At 49.6% G+C, this 17,223-nt stretch carries 16 protein-coding genes; 5 read left to right on the plus strand and 11 right to left on the minus strand.

Features of this window, described 5'->3' with window-relative positions; translation table 11 throughout:
- Positions 1 to 28 precede the first annotated feature (28 nt).
- A complete protein-coding gene (locus AC0YN3_RS22520) occupies positions 29 to 1,039 on the plus strand; it encodes a GtrA family protein (RefSeq protein ID WP_475777194.1) in 1,011 nt (336 codons plus the stop codon).
- A gap of 142 nt (positions 1,040 to 1,181) precedes the next feature.
- On the opposite strand, the gene AC0YN3_RS22525 is transcribed toward AC0YN3_RS22520, so the two are convergent.
- Entirely contained in the window at positions 1,182 to 1,841 is a 660-nt protein-coding gene (locus tag AC0YN3_RS22525) for a polysaccharide deacetylase family protein (RefSeq protein WP_475777195.1), read from the minus strand.
- A gap of 178 nt (positions 1,842 to 2,019) precedes the next feature.
- Here AC0YN3_RS22525 and AC0YN3_RS22530 point away from each other — a divergent pair, with 178 nt between their 5' ends.
- Positions 2,020 to 2,142 carry a hypothetical protein gene (locus tag AC0YN3_RS22530; RefSeq protein WP_475777196.1) on the plus strand — a complete coding sequence of 41 codons (123 nt, stop codon included), beginning with the start codon at positions 2,020 to 2,022 and terminating at the stop codon, positions 2,140 to 2,142.
- Positions 2,143 to 2,237: 95 nt separating this feature from the next.
- Here AC0YN3_RS22530 and AC0YN3_RS22535 read toward each other — a convergent pair whose 3' ends face one another.
- The 7 genes from AC0YN3_RS22535 to AC0YN3_RS22565 all read right to left on the minus strand — a co-directional run bounded on the left by AC0YN3_RS22535 (position 2,238) and on the right by AC0YN3_RS22565 (position 8,493).
- Positions 2,238 to 2,417 carry a hypothetical protein gene (locus AC0YN3_RS22535; protein ID WP_475777218.1) on the minus strand — a complete coding sequence of 60 codons (180 nt, stop codon included), beginning with the start codon at positions 2,415 to 2,417 and terminating at the stop codon, positions 2,238 to 2,240.
- A 210-nt stretch (positions 2,418 to 2,627) separates the two neighbouring features.
- Complete coding sequence (locus AC0YN3_RS22540) at positions 2,628 to 3,824, minus strand: Ger(x)C family spore germination protein (protein ID WP_475777197.1); 1,197 nt, start codon at positions 3,822 to 3,824, stop codon at positions 2,628 to 2,630.
- Positions 3,817 to 5,301 (minus strand): spore germination protein, encoded by a 1,485-nt coding sequence (locus tag AC0YN3_RS22545; RefSeq protein ID WP_475777198.1) that lies wholly within the window; start codon positions 5,299 to 5,301, stop codon positions 3,817 to 3,819. The genes AC0YN3_RS22540 and AC0YN3_RS22545 overlap by 8 nt, the downstream gene beginning before the upstream one ends.
- Positions 5,298 to 6,383 carry a GerAB/ArcD/ProY family transporter gene (locus AC0YN3_RS22550; RefSeq protein ID WP_475777199.1) on the minus strand — a complete coding sequence of 362 codons (1,086 nt, stop codon included), beginning with the start codon at positions 6,381 to 6,383 and terminating at the stop codon, positions 5,298 to 5,300. Before AC0YN3_RS22550 ends, AC0YN3_RS22545 begins: the two co-directional genes overlap by 4 nt.
- An 8-nt stretch (positions 6,384 to 6,391) precedes the next feature.
- Entirely contained in the window at positions 6,392 to 6,682 is a 291-nt protein-coding gene (locus AC0YN3_RS22555; RefSeq protein ID WP_475777200.1) for a hypothetical protein, read from the minus strand.
- 141 nt (positions 6,683 to 6,823) lie between these two features.
- A complete protein-coding gene (locus tag AC0YN3_RS22560; protein WP_138755052.1) occupies positions 6,824 to 7,054 on the minus strand; it encodes a DNA-binding protein in 231 nt (76 codons plus the stop codon).
- A 125-nt stretch (positions 7,055 to 7,179) separates the two neighbouring features.
- The gene (locus tag AC0YN3_RS22565; RefSeq protein ID WP_475777201.1) at positions 7,180 to 8,493 is read right to left on the minus strand and encodes an ATP-binding protein; all 1,314 of its coding nucleotides are present in this window, start codon (positions 8,491 to 8,493) and stop codon (positions 7,180 to 7,182) included.
- Between the two features lie 171 nt (positions 8,494 to 8,664).
- Between AC0YN3_RS22565 and AC0YN3_RS22570 the strand changes: the two genes are divergently transcribed.
- The 3 genes from AC0YN3_RS22570 (at position 8,665) to hflX (ending at position 14,561) form a co-directional block, all read left to right on the plus strand.
- Entirely contained in the window at positions 8,665 to 9,867 is a 1,203-nt protein-coding gene (locus AC0YN3_RS22570) for an SWIM zinc finger family protein (protein WP_475777202.1), read from the plus strand.
- On the plus strand, positions 9,864 to 12,812 hold the full coding sequence (locus AC0YN3_RS22575) for a DEAD/DEAH box helicase (RefSeq protein WP_475777203.1): 2,949 nt from the start codon (positions 9,864 to 9,866) through the stop codon (positions 12,810 to 12,812). Before AC0YN3_RS22570 ends, AC0YN3_RS22575 begins: the two co-directional genes overlap by 4 nt.
- A gap of 483 nt (positions 12,813 to 13,295) precedes the next feature.
- Positions 13,296 to 14,561, plus strand: a complete 1,266-nt coding sequence (gene hflX / locus AC0YN3_RS22580; protein ID WP_475777204.1) for a GTPase HflX — start codon at positions 13,296 to 13,298, stop codon at positions 14,559 to 14,561.
- 111 nt (positions 14,562 to 14,672) lie between these two features.
- On the opposite strand, the gene AC0YN3_RS22585 is transcribed toward hflX, so the two are convergent.
- From AC0YN3_RS22585 to AC0YN3_RS22595, 3 genes are all read right to left on the minus strand, one after another.
- On the minus strand, positions 14,673 to 15,590 hold the full coding sequence (locus tag AC0YN3_RS22585) for an aldo/keto reductase (protein WP_475777205.1): 918 nt from the start codon (positions 15,588 to 15,590) through the stop codon (positions 14,673 to 14,675).
- A 96-nt stretch (positions 15,591 to 15,686) separates the two neighbouring features.
- On the minus strand, positions 15,687 to 16,370 hold the full coding sequence (msrA, locus tag AC0YN3_RS22590; protein WP_475777217.1) for a peptide-methionine (S)-S-oxide reductase MsrA: 684 nt from the start codon (positions 16,368 to 16,370) through the stop codon (positions 15,687 to 15,689).
- Positions 16,371 to 16,635: 265 nt separating this feature from the next.
- On the minus strand, positions 16,636 to 17,223 hold a 588-nt coding region (locus tag AC0YN3_RS22595; RefSeq protein WP_475777206.1), incomplete at its 5' end, for an IMP dehydrogenase.

Consider the following 17,223-nt stretch of genomic DNA (forward strand, 5'->3'; position numbering starts at 1 on the left):
TACAACGACAACAAGGAGGCTGACAGCGGTGAATCTATTAATCCCTTCGTATGAGCCGGATGAGAGGCTGATCATGCTCATTATGGAGCTGAGAGAGCTGGGCACGTTCCCAATCGTCATCGTCGATGACGGAAGCGGTCAGGCTTATGGCCACTTATTCCGCACGGCAAGCGAGCTCGGCTGCACGATCATCACGCATAGCGAGAACAAAGGGAAAGGACATGCCCTGAAGTCGGGCTTTCAATATTTTAAACAGAAGGGGACTACCCATGGCATCGTATGCGCGGATAGCGACGGTCAGCATCTCCCCCGCGATATTATGAGAATTGCCGCCAGCCTGCAGGAGAATAAACAGCATATCGTGCTCGGCTGCCGTCATTTCTCGGGCAAAGTCCCTCTGCGCAGCCGCTTCGGAAACGCAGCTACGCGGCTCGTTTATGCGTTAGCGACAGGCAGGCGCGTCATGGATACGCAGACAGGATTGCGCGGCTATTCTGCCGACATGCTAGACTGGCTTTGCCGCATTCCAGGCGAACGCTTTGAGTATGAAATGAATCTGCTGCTCGAAGCTCCTGCTGCCGGATATGATTTTCATCAGGTCCCGATAGACACGGTATATCTCAATCATAATCAATCCTCTCATTTTCGTCCGATTGCCGACTCAACCAGAATCTATGCTCCGTTTCTCAAATTCAGCGCGACCTCCCTATCTTCTGCGGCGATTGACTACTTGCTGCTCGCGCTGATTCATATTTTCAGCTCAAACCTTCTATTGGCTGTGCTTGGCGCAAGGCTTGCGAGTTCTGTTTTTAATTATTCAATGAATAAACGGTTTGTATTCGCATCGGGGAGACGAACAGCAATGCATACCTCCATGCCTAAATACTTTGCGCTGGTCATCATCATTTTCGTACTGAATTATGGCTTGATGCACCTCTTTAATGAACGGCTAGGCATGCAGCTGCTCGTCGCGAAGCTGCTCACTGAGGGAACGTTGTTTCTGTTAAGCTACTGGGCCCAGCGTAAATTCGTGTACTGAAATCGGCAAGCATATTGGCGAAGATTGGAGAGCGATCGCCTAATCGCTCGGGAAGGTTGATAGCAACAGGCACAGCCGATTGCGATGGTATGATCCACCATTGCGATTGGCCGTGCCTGATTGTTTTGGAACGACTATTCGTTTAAACCACCGTACTGGCCTGGCCCCATTCTTTTGGTACCGTGAAGGTCATGCCCTTTGTCAAAAGACGGTCAAGCAAGGACTTGAATGGCTCTAATGCAATCCAATCATGGATAAGAATGATCTCGTTGCCGACTCTTCCTTCATCCTGCGAATGGGCTTCCGCCCCCAAATCGAACGTATCGAGCGTATAGGACACGTGTAATCCCTGCTTCATGCTCGATTCGTCCTGCTCTGCATAGTGTATATGATCAAAGGAAGGCTGCTCATACCCCAACTGTTCAAGCATCCGCTGGATACCGGCGAAATGCTCATGCCTCGATTCGTCTTCGGAATAGGGAAACCGAAAAACCTTCGCAGGCCTGACGGCCTCCGCTTTGGCATAAAGCCCATTGATCACCTGATCCGCCCGCTCCACCTGGCCTCTAGCGTCATCCCAAGAAATAGAGGAGAAATCCGCGTGATCATAGCTTCGGTTCCCAATAATATGCCCTGAACGAATCGCATGCACTGCTGCATCTGAGAAGCGTTCCAGTGCTTCACCCAAACAAAACCAAATGGCGCGTACGCCTCTGGCATTCAAATAATCAACCTTCTGCATAAACTCCTCGGCCGGACCTTCGTCAATCGTAAGGTACGCCGCTCTTTCCGCCGCTAACATAACAAAGAACCTCCGTTAATTTATTGCTCCCCACATTAATCATTCCTCTATTATACCCGATAATAAACATTTTGTTTGATTGTGCGGCAAAAGGGTTATTTATGAAACATGTGTTCCAAAACACCATTTGATTCGCGTTACTGGGTAATAACGGATGGGGAAGGAGGTGAACCTCCAAATGACACTCAAGCATAAGCGCCATTACTGGCTGAAGCTATCGATTTCGGTGGCCATCCTTATGCTGTCGGGCTTTCTCATCGAGCTTGCGCAACCGCCGAAGGCATCCGCGCTTCGTCCTTGAACCTTCTTGCGCCTAAAACGTTAAAACAGGCGTTCAGAACAGTCTGTTCTGCGACTGTTCTGAACGCCTGCCTATGAGGCTTTCTCAACTATTCATTAGGGCTGTTTCCTTGCAGCATTCAATTCGTTCTCATTCTGATGCCATTCTTTCACCATGCTCTGATAGAAGTTGCTCTCCTGCGGGCTTAGCCCCTGCTTGTTGTCCTTGACGATTAAGTTACCGATATTGCGTTTCAAAATAATGCTCCGACGTCCTAACATGTCCATGTAAGTCAATGAAATTCACCCTCCAGCTTATGTTTTCCAATCGGTCTATTCAAGTATAACGAATGCTACACCCATTGAAAAACAGCGGCAGGCGGCGCTATTTCCGGTAATTTCGCCTAAGCCGGACTGAGCCAAGACCACCCCTGCCCGTTCGGAAACATCCTTCCATATCCTCCATATAACGACCCTATCACCACATGTCAGGTAAAACCGATACAGTTAAGGTCCGACTCCCTCATTTCGGATATGATTTGTTTTCAATTCGGAGCGATAAAGTTTAATCTTGGCTTTTACAGTTATAGGCGTCCTCGCAAATCGTTCATTCCAGCTCCCTGAGATCGGCATAAACTGTGCGTATTGCTTCCGATACATCTGCTCGCCAAATCCAAATACATCTACTCCGAACCTTTTCTGTATGCTTTTAATCGTTGCGCTCATTTGCTGCTCCAAATACTCAGCGCCGAGTTTCTCCAACTGCTCATAGCCAGCAATCGATGTTAAACGAATGGATTCGTCTACGCTTGCAACTATACCGTCCCCTTCCAGGCTTAAACGAAGAACCAGCTCGCCCTTCTCCATTTCCGCTTGAAGCGCTGCTTTTAAATGATAGAGACGAATCGCGGTGTTGTCATAAGTTGGAATCCCGACCGTTGTCCCTTTAACCTGATTCCTTGCCAGCGAGAGCATCCGGCTTTCTTCCAAAGAAAGAAATCCGAGAAGCTTATCCTCCGAAAAAACGCCCGTTCCGGCAATGACGATTGAAGCCCTAGGCGTGACCGACTTGATGCTCTGCAGCGTATTCGCGTCTTTGAAGGCTCCCTTAAGCGAGATTGCCCCGAGCGCAAGCTCCCTGCCTTCGGTAAGAAGAGCCTCTGAAATGTCGAATAATCGGGACTCTGGTATTCCTCCCCATGAGAAACGGTAGCTTTTCACTTGGGCGGTAATTTTAGACGAGGTGAGCGTCCCGCGCGGGTATAGCACCTTTAACAGTTGAGCAGCAGGAACATCTTTCGAAATTAAGACAAGAACATCCTCCCGAATGTATCTTGTCCGCTGCAGCGGATCCAAAAGATCCGAAAGGCCTTTTCTAGCCAATCGTTCATCAACGATGAATACGCCGATATGCGAGATAAGCAGCGTCCGGTCTATGCTTTCATTAAAGCGCGTAATCATTTCTGCCAATGTAGTTCCCTCAATCGATTGTATAACAGCAGGCACCGTATCCTTATTTCCTTCCAATTGGTCGGCAATCATCGTCTCGATGGTAAGACGAAGTTTGCCATTGCTCCCCGGCTCCAATGCCGCGCCTGTAATTAGAGATGTTTTATTCAACTCCACGTTGTCCCAGCAACCGGATAAGAGAAAAGGAAGTGCTGCGATCCATATGCCAAGCATGAGCCTATTCCTTTTATTCACGGCTTTCGCTCCCTCCCCCTTCATCATTCGACAAAGGTGTTTGAAAGACGAGAATCGCATCCTTTTGCTCGCGCAAACGAAAGGGAACAAACGGGGAAAGGTAGGACACCCCGAAAGAATGCAGCCTGACCAGATGGATCAGCAGAAAAGCCGAACCAAGAATGACGCCGTAAAAACCAAGCACCGCTGCCAGAAAAATAAAGCCGAACCGGAATAGGCGTATGTTCGCGCCAAATGTGAATATCGGAGCTACGAACCCCGAAATAGCCGTTAACGCGACTACGATTACGTTAATGTTGGAGACAATGCCTGCCTGTACGGCTGCTTCGCCGAGCACTAGTGCACCGACGATAGAAATCGCAGGACCTACAACACGAGGCATCCGGGTGCCTGCCTCACGTAAAATTTCGAAGGTAATTTCCATTAAGAGTATTTCAATAACCGCAGGAAAAGGAATCCCTTCCCGTTGCGCCAAAATGCTTGTAAGCAGAACCGTCGGAACCAACTCCGCGTGAAAGGTCGTTACTGCGATATAGAGACAAGGGACGAACAAAGAAAAGAAGAATGCAAGGTAGCGCAGCAGCCGAGTAAAGGTGCCGAACGCAAACCACTGATAGTGATCCTCAGGCGATTTGAAAAAATCGTTCATAACCGCGGGAACGACGAGGACAAACGGGCTGCCGTTAACGATAATGGCAGCTTTTGCCTCCAGAATAGAGGCGCATACCGCATCCGGCCGCTCGCTGCTGTATACCGTTGGGAACAAAGAAAACCTTTTCGGCCTAAGAAGCTCCTCTATGCTTCCGGAATCAAGCACGCTGGACATGCGGTTCGTTTGCAATCTGGCTCGGATCCTTCGCAGCAGCTCCGCATCCAGCCTCCCATTTATATAGGCTAAGTAAACGGAAGTTTGTGATTGATCTCCTAAGGTATATTTCTCAAAGCGCAGCTGCTCATTAATGAGACGTCTGCGAATTAAGCTCATATTCGTATCCACCGATTCCGTAAAGCCGTCCTTCGGGCCCCTTACAACCGTCTGCGTAGTCGGCTCCGCTACCGCTCTGGTATCCAGCTGCTTCACATCGAGCATAAGCGTGAAGGATGCTCCTTCCAATGCTAGCCCCGCTTGGCCAACAGCCAGCTTTTGCGTAAATTCTTTTAAATCGCCGATATAAATACCGGATAATCCGCCATAATATTTCTCGTTCATATGCTCCAGCCATGCGTCAGCACTTCCAAAGGGTTGATTCATACTGACATGGGAAAGCGGCCGAACGATATTGTCCATCATAAAAGGCACGTTCGTCATCGTTTCTAAATAGCAGAGCAATCCCTTTTGCTCGCCAACGCAAACCTCTACGACCGCAAGATCAGCCGTATTGCCGAATACATGCTTCAAATGGGCGCGAATATGCTCCAGCGATTGAATCGGCAAGCTATTCGAATCATTTCGCAAAGTATGATCTCGTTCGTTCATTCGCTGCTACCTCTCTTTCGCTTAGAAAGAATCCATATCCATATACCTGTCAAAAGGGGAATGATCAGCTGAAACGGAATATGGAGGTACTGAATGACAAGGTGAAGCCCCTCTTCCGTGTGTTCGGCAAAATTATGTGAGACTAGCAGCGACAGCGCTCCAATCATCAAAGCAAGGGGATAGATGTAGGTTTTACTCGGTTTTCCGAAAATGACAGAGATTCCTTTTGCTCCCGCATACAAGAAAATGGCGCATTTGAGAAAAACGCCAAAAATAATGATCAATGCAACAAGCGCATCCATTCGATTGATGAAATCCGAAATGTTAATGAGCCTCGCCGCATCCAATAAGGGAAAGGTAGAATATTTCTCATATTCCATGCCCATCGACCAGATCTGGAGCAAATCGGAGAAAGAGAGAATTACACCAGCCGATACGATCGCTGTCATTCCTGCTTTGCGGAACGCAGCCTTCTTCCCCATCTGCGGAAACATCACTAAAAAAACGATTAATTCCCCATAAGGAACCCACAAGGAGCTTGAAAAGGCCGTCTGCAGAAGAGGCGCGACGCCTTTGGACAAAAAGGGAAGCATCCTTTGCGGTTCGAGCGATCCGCTCATCACCAGCAAGATTGCTATGCAAATAAAAAACAAGAAAATCAGCCCAATGATAGCCTCCGATAATTTTCCTAATGCCCGTGCGCCGCCGTGCGCTGCATAAGCAACGATAAGAACAAACAACACGACAACGATCTCAAGAGGGGTTATGCGCAGAAGAGTCGTCATCACCAGTTCCAGCATATCCCGCACGTTACGAGCCGCAATATAAAGAAAATAGACGGCATAACCGAGTACGAGCGCTTTGCCGATCACGCTCCCCCATGCCTTGATTAAGACAACATAGAGGCCTTTTCTTGATTCAGAGGAAACCAAGGCGGTATAGCATAGAAACAAAAGGGCCGCAGGGAGAATGGTAAAGAGGGGGACTAGCCATACATCCGGTACGAGCTTCGGCGTCCCAAAAATAATAGAAGTTCCGAGCAGCAGAACCAGCATCAAGCTATACATTTGGAATGTGCTCATTTTATTCATCATCTCTTGGTCCGATTGCTGCGTGGATCTCCGCCTGCAGACAGCCGCCCTTTTCGGCTTCTCATGCGTCGGAAGCTTCTCATATCACGGAATAAGGATAAGCCTAACGCTGCAGCAAGCAAGAGATAAGTTTTAAAATCGTTATAGTTAAAGCCCTGTTTGCCCAGTGCTGCGCCAAAGCTTTCTTTGTAAAGGCTCATATCCAGAAGAGCGATCAACAGAGATGCCAAAAGTAAAGCTGCTAAAACGCCTACCGTCGTCATTTTGAACAGCTCCGTTTCTGCATTCATTTATTTACTGATCTATTTTTCGCATATCTATCTGAAATTATGTAAAGGAGAGGCCCAAGAACGAACGGGCATGACAAAAAGCTCGGAAATAGACAACAAAAAACCACAGCCTCGCAAGGAGACTGTGGTTCATCGTAAAGGTTAAGCTTTGCCTAAGATCTCATCTATTTCGCTTTTCAGTAATAGATATCTGTGGACGCTGCGGTTAATCGCAACCTTGGTCAGGTTATGCTTTAGCACGTATACCTTCATTTGGTCTTTCGTCATGCCTAGTAGATCGCCAGCCTCGGTAACCGTTAATACCTCCTGCTTGCTCGTTGCATTAAACGTTTTCTTCACCTTTTGATCCCAGTCTTCAAATACTACCTGCATATTTCCGACTCCTTTATCATAGTCAATGATCTTTATTGACTGCACCTCTTAATTATAACACGAACAGCCGCATAATCTTACCTTGATGCAAAATTTGTGGAAAAGTAATCGAATAATAGCAAATACTAGTTCGCCTTTGGAAAAATAAGATGAAATGCTGTTCCTTCGCCCGGTTCGCTTTTAATCGTAATTTTCCCGTTCATTTTTTTGATAATGCCGAAGGAAACCATAACTCCGAGCCCTGTTCCTTTTTCCTTCGTCGAATAATAAGGAGTACCGAGGCGCTTCACCTGCTCCGATGACATACCGCTTCCATTATCGCTTAATATGACCCATGCTTGCTGCTCGCGAATGACCGTTTTCAACTCCAGCAGGCCGCCGCCCGGCATGGCTTCAATCGCATTTTTGCCGAGATTGATTAGCGCCTGCCTTAGCTTATATCGGTCACCCTGAATGAGGAAAGCGTGCTCATCCTCGGTCGCTACTTGAATTTGAATATTGTTATAGTTCGCATATGTCATCAGTACATTAGACAAATGATGCATTTCATGATGAATATCAATCGCTTCGATGACTTCAGGATCCGGCTTGGCAAGCGAGAGGTAATCCGCAATAATGAGCTCTGCACGCTCCAATTCCTCAAAGCAGATTCTCTGATAAAGCAGCTTCTTTTCCTTATCAAGGTCTGCCGTAGCGAACAGCTGAATAAATCCTTTAATCGTCGTGAGCGGATTTCTAATTTCATGTGCTACCGATGCAGCCATATCCCCAACGATCTTCATCTTCTCGCTTCTTATAATCTCCTCTTGCATCTGAAAAAATGTATGCAGCAATTCAATGACATAGACGCATATGCCGGCAATAATTCCCTGTATCACATACGTTTGCAGCGTTTCCCACGGATTGTTAAGCAGGAGCTCCAGCTGACCGACTATTGAAAGGTAAATGGTGAAGGTCATAAGTTTAATGAGGGTACAATATATAATGGCAACCGATATTTTACGGGTTAGCGTCAGAGCGCTGTATCGTTTATAGATATAGAGGAACACCATGAAGCTTGGTACAAGAGACAAGACATATATCCAGTCGTTCGGGCTCCCGATAAAATAACGGTACAAGAGCAGCGTTATGTACAAAAGAATCGAAACCTGAATGCCTCCGAACAAAGAGCCGATTGCCAAAGGAATGGAACGGAAATCGTACAGCAAGCCATTTAGATTGATGGGGAACGACATCGTCGTTATGATGGCAATTGCGAAGAGAATAAACAAAAACAGCCGAAACAGCTTCGTGTTATTTTTGACTTTATGAATATACGGGTAGAAAACAAGCGGAGAGCAAATGATGAAAATGTTCAACAACAGATCCTTTAAATAACCCATTCTAATGGCCTCCACCGAATCGCTCATCTCTATCAGCAACGTTCTTTTCCTTCGCATTGCCATTCTCCATAATATAACATAAAAGAGAATGCTAGTGACATGAAATAATAGGAAATCCGTCCCCCGTAAAGGACGAAGAAACCTGCGGTACTGTCCCCAATAAATGATATAATAAGCTGGTTCTCAAAGTATCCCAAAAACAAACGATTGTTACAGGAGACCATCCTTATGAAAGCTATCCATACGATGAATATATCCGAGTGGCATACCGTATTCCGCTCCTGCACGGCGATTTTTTCCGAGCATATCAAAAACCTTGATTTCGTAAAATCCGCCTTATCGGCGATTCGGCAGGTTAAGCCGGAACTAACGCCTCAAGAAGAGCTTATATTCGACTTGCATGCTCATCTTCATATTCTTATGCTGCTCGTTAATGCCACTCCCGATCAAGCGCCTAGGCATGGGGCTTTCATCGGATTTCATACCCATACGGCTATCTCCGAAGTACAGGAGCAGATCGTCGGCAGCCTGCATCAGCAGCGCGCCGCTTCCTTAGAGGCGAATTGCCCGCAGCTGTTCGAGGAGTCCGTTTCCATCATACGCCAACTCATGTTGAAAGAAGTGGGAGAAAAAGCTTATTTCTCCGATATTTACTTCGGCGTATGGCGTAACTGGACGCAGCCGGATCAACGCGGTGCAAGCTTATATGCACAGGAGTTGCTGCTGCTGCAAACCGCCAAGGAAAAGCTTGGCTTTGACCTATCCCGCTATCCCTGGCTGGCAGCGCAAGCGTGGATGCTCAGTTTTCTGCGGCGCGACCAGGAAGCGCTGGAGCTGTTCACCGAGATCAACAATAGCCTGAAGCTGCGTCCAGATGATTTGTTCCTTGTGCTGGAAACGATATCGGAAGCGCAGGAATGGCCGCGGCTTTCGGAATGGCTTGTGAGCGCAGCACCCTTAATGGCGGGTAAGCGAATAAATAGCTTGGACATTTTCTATCGCTATTGGGATCAAGTCATCCCTCAGCATTCGAGCGCCGAGCAGCATATGTGGGAACCGCTTTTTCAGCTTTCCCCGTCCCTATACGAGAAAAAACTGCTCGTTCATGGAAAGTGGAAGCTTTGGATCGATTACCAGATCAGCCTAGGAACAGATCCGTTCGATTATCGGGTGAGCGTCTTCGCGCCTATTGAGAAAGACGCGCCGGAGCTGCTGCTGCCCTTCTACCATCAGGCGGTAGAAAGCAATGTGCTGCTTAAAAACAGAGGCGGCTACAAAGCTGCCGTCAAGCTGCTGAAGCGACTGGCTAAGCTGTATAAAAAACGGAAAGAAGAGCAGCGGTGGGAAACCTTTATCGATGCCTTCGCTTCTCGGCACAGCAGGCTTCGCGCCCTGCATGAGGAGCTTCGGAAAGGAAAGCTGATCACATGAGCACCTATATCAAATCCTTGTCGGTACACCTTAATTTAACGAGCCACGGAGATGCGCTTCTCTATGGGGTCGATGAAACGGGAGAGTTTTTGAGCGGCGTAAGCCTGAAGCATCGCCTGTTCGCCTGGCACATCGCCTCCTACTATGGAACGGAGCTTGAGATCCAGCAGGTACAGGATCTGGAACTCGTGCTCCTTCCCGCAGAGCAGGTCATCCCTTTCTTTGCCGACAATCATACGCTTGCTCATATTGCATGGAATTGGGGAGAGCATGCTGAACCGCTGGTCAAGCTCGCACCTTTCCTTGCCGAAGACATCAAAGCTCGCCGCTATATGCCGAGCTTCTCTGCCTATCGCAATGGCAAGCTGCAATGGACCTGGGACAACCCTGTGCTGCAGCGACAAATACAGGCTGAGCTTGCATCTTCCGATGATGAAGCCGGTTTTCTAGACGGCTTGCAGGCCGCGTTCTCTGCAGCCGTATTCGAAACCTGGTACGGCACCGAAACCGAATCAGCCGATTTGCGAAGAGAATTTCCGCTGCTCTTTGCGAAGAATCATGCAGCCGTTGCCGGACTAGACGCGCAAACTTGGCTCGTTGCATCCGGCTGGAAAGCCGATCAAGCCCTCTTCCGCCCGCTGCTTCAGCTAGCTGAGCCGCAGCAGATCGAAGATTCGTGGCAGCTCAAGCTCGTGCTGCAGGACAAGCAGGATGCAGCCGTGCTTGTGCCTGTCCGGCTCTCGGATACCGGCGAAGCCTCCGGTGCTTGGCCATCGTCTTGGACTGCCGCTGTCCGTGAACGTTCATCGGGCTGGCTTGACCGGCTGCGGGCCTGCTTATCCGCCGCGCGGTTTGCCGGACCGCGCGAGGATGTACTGCATGCAGATTTGGGGAACGATGCTGCATGGCAATTTCTTGCCATAGACAGCCCGCGGCTGCTGGCTGCCGGCTGGCAGGTGCTGCTCCCCGCATGGTGGGAGACGGCTAGCCGCAAGAAGCCAAAGCTGCGGGCCAAGGTCAGCACGCCCGCAGAGAGCAACGGCGAGTCATTGTTCGGACTGGATACGTTAATCGACTTTGACTGGCGCATCGCAATCGGCGAGACTAGCCTGACCGAATCCGAATTCAATGAGCTGGTAGACCGCAACGAGCGGCTGGTGCGATTCCGTGGACAGTGGATTGCGCTGGACCCAAGCCTGCTCTCGCAAATCCGCAAAGCGATGTCTGGCATCGACCGCTCACAGGGATTATCCTTCCAAGACGTGCTGCAGCTCCATCTGCTAGGAGAAAGCGACCGTGCGGAGGAGGAACAACTAGAGCGGGAGGCAGCGCAGGAACAGCGCATCCAGCTTGAGGTCGAGCTGAACGAGCATCTAATGAAGCTCGTCAGCCAGCTCAGCCAGCGTTCAGAATGGCCGCTGCTTCCCGTACCCGCAGGCTTAAAGGCAGAGCTCCGGACCTATCAGCAGGAAGGCTTCGCTTGGCTGTCCTTCTTGCGGCGATTCGGTCTTGGAGCATGTCTAGCCGATGATATGGGGCTCGGCAAGACCGTCCAGCTTATCGCCTATCTGCTGAGCCTGAAGGAGAGCAGCGCGAGCACCGAGACAGGCACTCCTGCCCTCATTATTTGCCCGACATCCGTTCTAGGCAATTGGCAGAAGGAGATCAGCCGCTTCGCTCCAACGCTTAAAGTCATGCTCCACTATGGCAGCAAGCGTCTCACAGGCGATGATTTCCTTGCGGATATCCAGCAAGCCGACGTCATCCTGACCTCATTCGCGACCGCAACCCTTGACCAAGAGCTGCTGCAGCGCCCTACCTGGTCAGCGATCTGCTTGGATGAAGCCCAAAATATTAAAAACGCGCAAACCAAACAGTCGGCAGCCGTTCGCAGCTTTGCGTCGAAGCATCGCATTGCGTTGACCGGAACGCCGATCGAAAACCGATTGTCAGAGCTCTGGTCGATTTATGATTTCATGAATCCTGGATTTTTAGGCACCGCGCACGGCTTTCAGCAGCGGTTCGGCAATCCGATCGAGAAGGAGCATAACAAGGAGCGAACGGTTGATCTTCAGAAGCTCGTGAAGCCGTTCATGCTCCGCCGCAAAAAGAAGGACCCGTCCATCCAGCTTGATTTGCCGGACAAAAACGAAATGAAAACCTACATCCATCTAACAGCCGAGCAAGGGGCGCTGTATAACCAAGCTGTCAATCAGCTGATGGACCGCATGCAGAAGCTTGAAGGCATTGAACGCAAAGGAGCAATCTTATCCGCGATCATGCAGCTTAAGCAAATATGCGACCATCCGGTGCTGTTGACGAAGGAGCCCGTTCCGGGCCTTACCGATGCCGGGGACGAAGAGCTGGACGCCGAAGGATTGGTGAGCCGCTCCGCCAAGCTGGAAAGATTGCTCGCGATGGTACGAGAGCTGCGCGATGAAGGCGAGCGCTGCCTGATTTTCACGCAATATATCGGTATGGGCCAGCTGCTTCAATCGGTGCTGCAGCAGGAGCTGCAAGAGCCTGTCCTGTATTTGAACGGCAGCACCTCCAAGCTCGCGCGTGATCGTATGATCGATAAATTCCAATCGACATCGCTATCGCCGGACGAGCAGCCAAGCGTGTTCATTCTATCCATCAAGGCGGGCGGAGTCGGCTTGAATCTAACAGCGGCGAACCATGTATTCCATTTCGACCGGTGGTGGAATCCCGCCGTCGAGAACCAAGCGACTGACCGCGCCTATCGGATGGGGCAAACCCGCGACGTGCAGGTTCATAAGTTTATCTCGCTCGGAACGCTGGAGGAGAGGATCGATGAGATGCTGGAGAACAAGCAGCAGCTTAGCGAAAACGTGATCTCAAGCTCCGAGGGATGGATAACCGAGCTTTCTACGGAAGCGCTGAAAGAGCTCTTCACATTGCGGCAGGATTGGAGCCAAACGTAGCAGCCGGCGAGTAGATGCTTGCCGCAGCTTCCATGTTGTGCTACACTGGTGCTACTTTAGATGAACGGAGGGTTACATGTGATAGACTTTATCCGAGTTAGGTCTTTGCGCAGCTGCTAATTGAATAGCGCCAAAGCTCTGCCTGTGTGCAGAGGACTCAGGATAGGTCTGCCATTTTGAAGGTAACCCATAGATGGAACAAGTACGCCGACGGGATCAGCATGATCCCTACACGCGTATTTGCCTTTAGAACGGAAGCTTCATACGTGTATAGAATGAAACGACAACGGCTATTGTACGAAGGGGGGGTTCCCTTTCCTATATGATAGCCTCGCGTTCTATGCCCAAGGAGGACCACCGATCCATTAGCGCAAGGAAAGGCATTGCTTTCCCTGCGGATCATCCTGATCTCCTCTTCTCTGACACAGGCAGCGCTGCCTGTGTTTTTTTGTATTCCAAATAACCTTAAGAGGATGATGAATAATGGAACAACCGAATCAAAAAGCGGTCATCGTCGGCGTTCAGCTTCAGAACCAAACCGACTTTGCCTATTCCATGGAAGAGCTGCGCAATCTTGCGGCAGCCAACAGCATCGAGGTCGTTGACGAGCTGAGCCAGAAGGCGGCACGCATCAACCCTACCCATTATATCGGGACCGGCAAGATCCAAGAGCTGCTCGCGCTGCTCGAAGCGCATGATGCTCACGTCGTTATTTTCAACGATGAGCTCTCCCACTCTCAAATCCGCAATCTCGAAGCTGCCTTGGAGCGAACGGTTATCGACCGGACGATTCTGATCCTAGATATCTTCGCGGAACGCGCCAAAACGCGTGAAGCCCAGCTTCAGGTTGAAGTTGCAAGGCTGCAATACATGCTTCCGCGGCTCGTAGGACTTCGCGCGTCGCTTGGCCGCCAAGGGGGCGGTGCCGGCCTCAAGAATAGAGGAGCCGGGGAGACGAAGCTTGAGCTCGATCGCCGCCGGATCGAGGAGAGAATCACCGCGCTGCAGGCTGAGCTGGATAAGCTCGTAGCTAGGCGCCAGATTCAGCGGAAGCAGCGGCAGAAGAACGAGATGCCAGTCGTCTGCCTTGTCGGATATACCAATACGGGCAAATCCAGCTTGATGAACGCTTTGCTGGAGAAATTCAATCCAGAGACAACGAAGCAGGTATTCGCGAAAGATATGCTGTTTGCAACGCTGGAGACGTCTGTTAGAAGCATCGACATGCCGGATAACAAATCTTTCCTGCTTACGGATACCGTAGGGTTCGTCAGTCAGCTGCCCCATCACCTTGTCAAAGCCTTCCGCTCGACCTTGGAGGAAGTGACCGAAGCGGATCTGCTCGTTCATGTCGTAGATTACGCCCATGAGGAATATGAGCAAAATATCGCCGTAACGAATGAGACGCTTAAGGATCTGCGCGCCTACGATATCCCGACAATATATGCCTATAACAAATGTGACCTAACCGACCATCCTTATCCCGCCGTTAACGACAGCAATGTCTTTCTATCTGCAAGGGACAGAAGCGGCTTGGATGAACTGATACAGGTGATCCGCGATCATATATTCGACGATTATATGAAATGCGAGCTGCTCATTCCGTTTAGCCAAGGCCGACTTGTCGCCTATTTCAACGAGCACGCTCATGTGGAAGCGACGGAGTATGAGGCAGAGGGCACAAGAATGAAGCTGGAATGCCGCGTATCCGACTTCGAGAAGCATCGTCAGCATGTTACCGTGCTATAAGCTTCCTCGTTGACCCTTGCCGTTAACTAAAATAAGAGCTGCTTTCCATCTAAGTGGAAGCAGCTCTTTGTTTATTCTTCACCTGTCTGTCTATACAAAGCGTCAATCTGATCAGACAACATCCTGAGGATGCGGCTCGGCAATCAGATCTACCGCTTTCGCGTTCGCTTCAACCTGCTCGGGATCCTTGCAGCCGGGGATGACGGCAGTAACAGCCGAATGCTTCAAGCACCATGCAAGCGCCCAGCTCGCCATAGCAATGCCCTGAGGAACTTCCTCCCGCTGAATATGCTCCACTTCGAGCAGCTTTAGCCTGGTGCTCTCCTTGTCATGCCTATGGCGAACATCGGTATCGCCGAAGACTGCGCCTGGCTTATATTTGCCGCTAAGGTAGCCGCTCGCTAGCGGCACGCGCGCAAGCACGCCCAAATCCTGCTGCTGGCAGGAAGGGAATACCCGCTCCTCAGGGGCGCGGTCCAGCCTGTTGTATACGACCTGAATGGCGCGGGCGTTCACTCTCGTGGATGCTTCCGTCTGGTGCAAGTTGTCGTTGCTGCCAATGGAAGTACCGAGAAAGCGGATTTTGCCGGCTTCAATTTGTTTGTCCAGCGTTGTCCATAGCTCATCATTATCGAAGGCTTGGTCCGGCCCCGAATGAAATTGATAGAGGTCGATGTAATCTGTCTTCAGCGCCTTAAGGGAAGCATCAAGCTGCGCCACGACACCTTCTGCATCGAAGGAATCGGTGCGCGAGAAGCGCTCGTGGAAGTGATGGCCAAACTTCGTTGCAATGATCCAGTCCTCACGCTTGCGGCGGCTAATATAGTCGCCAATGAGGGATTCGGAGAGATGATCGCCGTAACATTCCGCAGTATCGATGAGATTAATGCCAAGCTCATGGCCTTTATCCAGAATCGCATCTGCTTCCTCCTGCGTATATTCCCTGCCCCACTCGCCTCCGAACTGCCACGTTCCAAGACCGATGACCGATACATTTAGCCCCGTACTGCCGAGTCTCCTATATTTCATGAACAACACTCCTCCCATTGCGTTATGGCTTGTCCCCTTTATTTTAACCCTCTATGCCTTAAATAGAAAATGCTGCGTAACTCCTATTCGCGCAAGCTACCACTTTATACTTTTGACCAGCTTGATCAAGCGCTGCTGATCGTCACGCCTTATCGCCCATTTCTCCAATTCAGACACAATGAGCGCCATATTCGTATATCCTTTTGCCAATCCGTTCAGCCTAGCGGCCAAAGTAGCATTTTGTATCTCCTCCTTTGTCTCGAACAAGTTTCCCAGCTTCTCCATAGCGTCTGGAAACCTTTTGAGATAATACTTCTGATGTCGATCCTCGGCAAGATAGAAAGGAGATACTGGCATAATTTCCGTTGCAGGCTCATCCTCTCCCCGCTCTATCCGCCTCTGCAAAACCCGACGAATCGCTGCCAGTTGGTGCTCATCCGCGTAAAACAACAGGGACCTATACTGATTGCCCTTGTAATCGTTAATATTTAATGGGTTATGACTGTCCCAGAATATCTCTACAATTTCTTCAAAGCTAATAATATGAGGATCAAAAATAAGCTGAACCGTCTCCGTGTGGTCACCCATATCACGGTATGTCGGACTCTCAGTTGTGCCTCCCGCATAGCCAACACAGGTTCGTATGACGCCTGGCAGTTGGCCGAATAAAGCTTCTGGGCTCCAAAAGCAGCCCATCCCGAGTGCTGCATGCTGAAGCTCACTTGATAAAAAAATAGAGTGAAGCGATTTTATCAGTCCAGCTTTTTCGCTTATCTTAATACATCCTTTCTTCTAATCCAAGATAGCCTTCAGTATGATAAATGGATTAATGCTCTCATATATATGTTCAAAAAAGCATTTTGTTGGTATCGATAGCTTAGGCATAAATAACAGGAAAAAGAAACCTTTCCTAATGCTTGATGAATGCTTTTCACATCCATTTTAGCAGAGATCAGTTTCTTTTGTTAACGTGTTATAAAACAAGGGCTGTCCCTTAAGGCCATAGACCTTGAAGACAGCCCTTGCAGCTATGATTTAAAAATAATTACTCCGCGATATAATCTTTAGCTACGCGAGTGCTTTCTTGCTTGCTTGCTTTTGTAATCGTTACATATACTTTGCCTGCACCTACTGAAAGCTGTTCGATACTCACGTTAACGGATGTTTTACCATCCCCTACTGTAGCTGTACCTACAACAGAACCATCTGCTGCGACAGTGTATACATTGACAACATCGCCTGCTGTTAGACCTGTTACTCTCACGATATCCGATGCGCCATCATTGTTCAATACGACAATGTTAGCCGCCAATGCTGGAGCAGTAATCTCTGTTTCGTAAGCTTTAACCGTTCTTACGCTTTCTAGTTGACCTTCTTTTGTCACGCTCACATACACGCTACCTGCAGCAGCGCCCAGTTGCTCAATCGTTACCGTTGCTGATGTTGCTCCTTCAGCTACTGTTGCCGTTCCGATTGCCGCTCCGCCTGTTGCCGCTTTGTACACATTCACTACATCGCCTTTAGCAAGACCTGTAACAACCACTGTATCGCTCACGCCTACTTTGTTGTTCGATGCCGTGATTGTTGCTGCTGCCGGTGCTACCGATACGGGCTCAGTTACATATTTCGCAGC

The sequence above is a fragment of the Paenibacillus sp. J22R232 genome, from assembly GCF_056269165.1.

Coding starts and splice junctions, on each gene's coding strand:
- AC0YN3_RS22560 (WP_138755052.1), bottom strand. CDS start 7,054: ATGCAGGTAGTATTTGAAGACTGGGATCAAAAGGTGAAGAAAACGTTT.
- AC0YN3_RS22575 (WP_475777203.1), top strand. CDS start 9,864: ATGAGCACCTATATCAAATCCTTGTCGGTACACCTTAATTTAACGAGC.
- AC0YN3_RS22550 (WP_475777199.1), bottom strand. CDS start 6,383: ATGAGCACATTCCAAATGTATAGCTTGATGCTGGTTCTGCTGCTCGGA.
- AC0YN3_RS22545 (WP_475777198.1), bottom strand. CDS start 5,301: ATGAACGAACGAGATCATACTTTGCGAAATGATTCGAATAGCTTGCCG.
- hflX (WP_475777204.1), top strand. CDS start 13,296: ATGGAACAACCGAATCAAAAAGCGGTCATCGTCGGCGTTCAGCTTCAG.
- AC0YN3_RS22525 (WP_475777195.1), bottom strand. CDS start 1,841: ATGTTAGCGGCGGAAAGAGCGGCGTACCTTACGATTGACGAAGGTCCG.
- AC0YN3_RS22565 (WP_475777201.1), bottom strand. CDS start 8,493: ATGCGAAGGAAAAGAACGTTGCTGATAGAGATGAGCGATTCGGTGGAG.
- AC0YN3_RS22555 (WP_475777200.1), bottom strand. CDS start 6,682: ATGAATGCAGAAACGGAGCTGTTCAAAATGACGACGGTAGGCGTTTTA.
- AC0YN3_RS22585 (WP_475777205.1), bottom strand. CDS start 15,590: ATGAAATATAGGAGACTCGGCAGTACGGGGCTAAATGTATCGGTCATC.
- AC0YN3_RS22530 (WP_475777196.1), top strand. CDS start 2,020: ATGACACTCAAGCATAAGCGCCATTACTGGCTGAAGCTATCGATTTCG.
- AC0YN3_RS22570 (WP_475777202.1), top strand. CDS start 8,665: ATGAAAGCTATCCATACGATGAATATATCCGAGTGGCATACCGTATTC.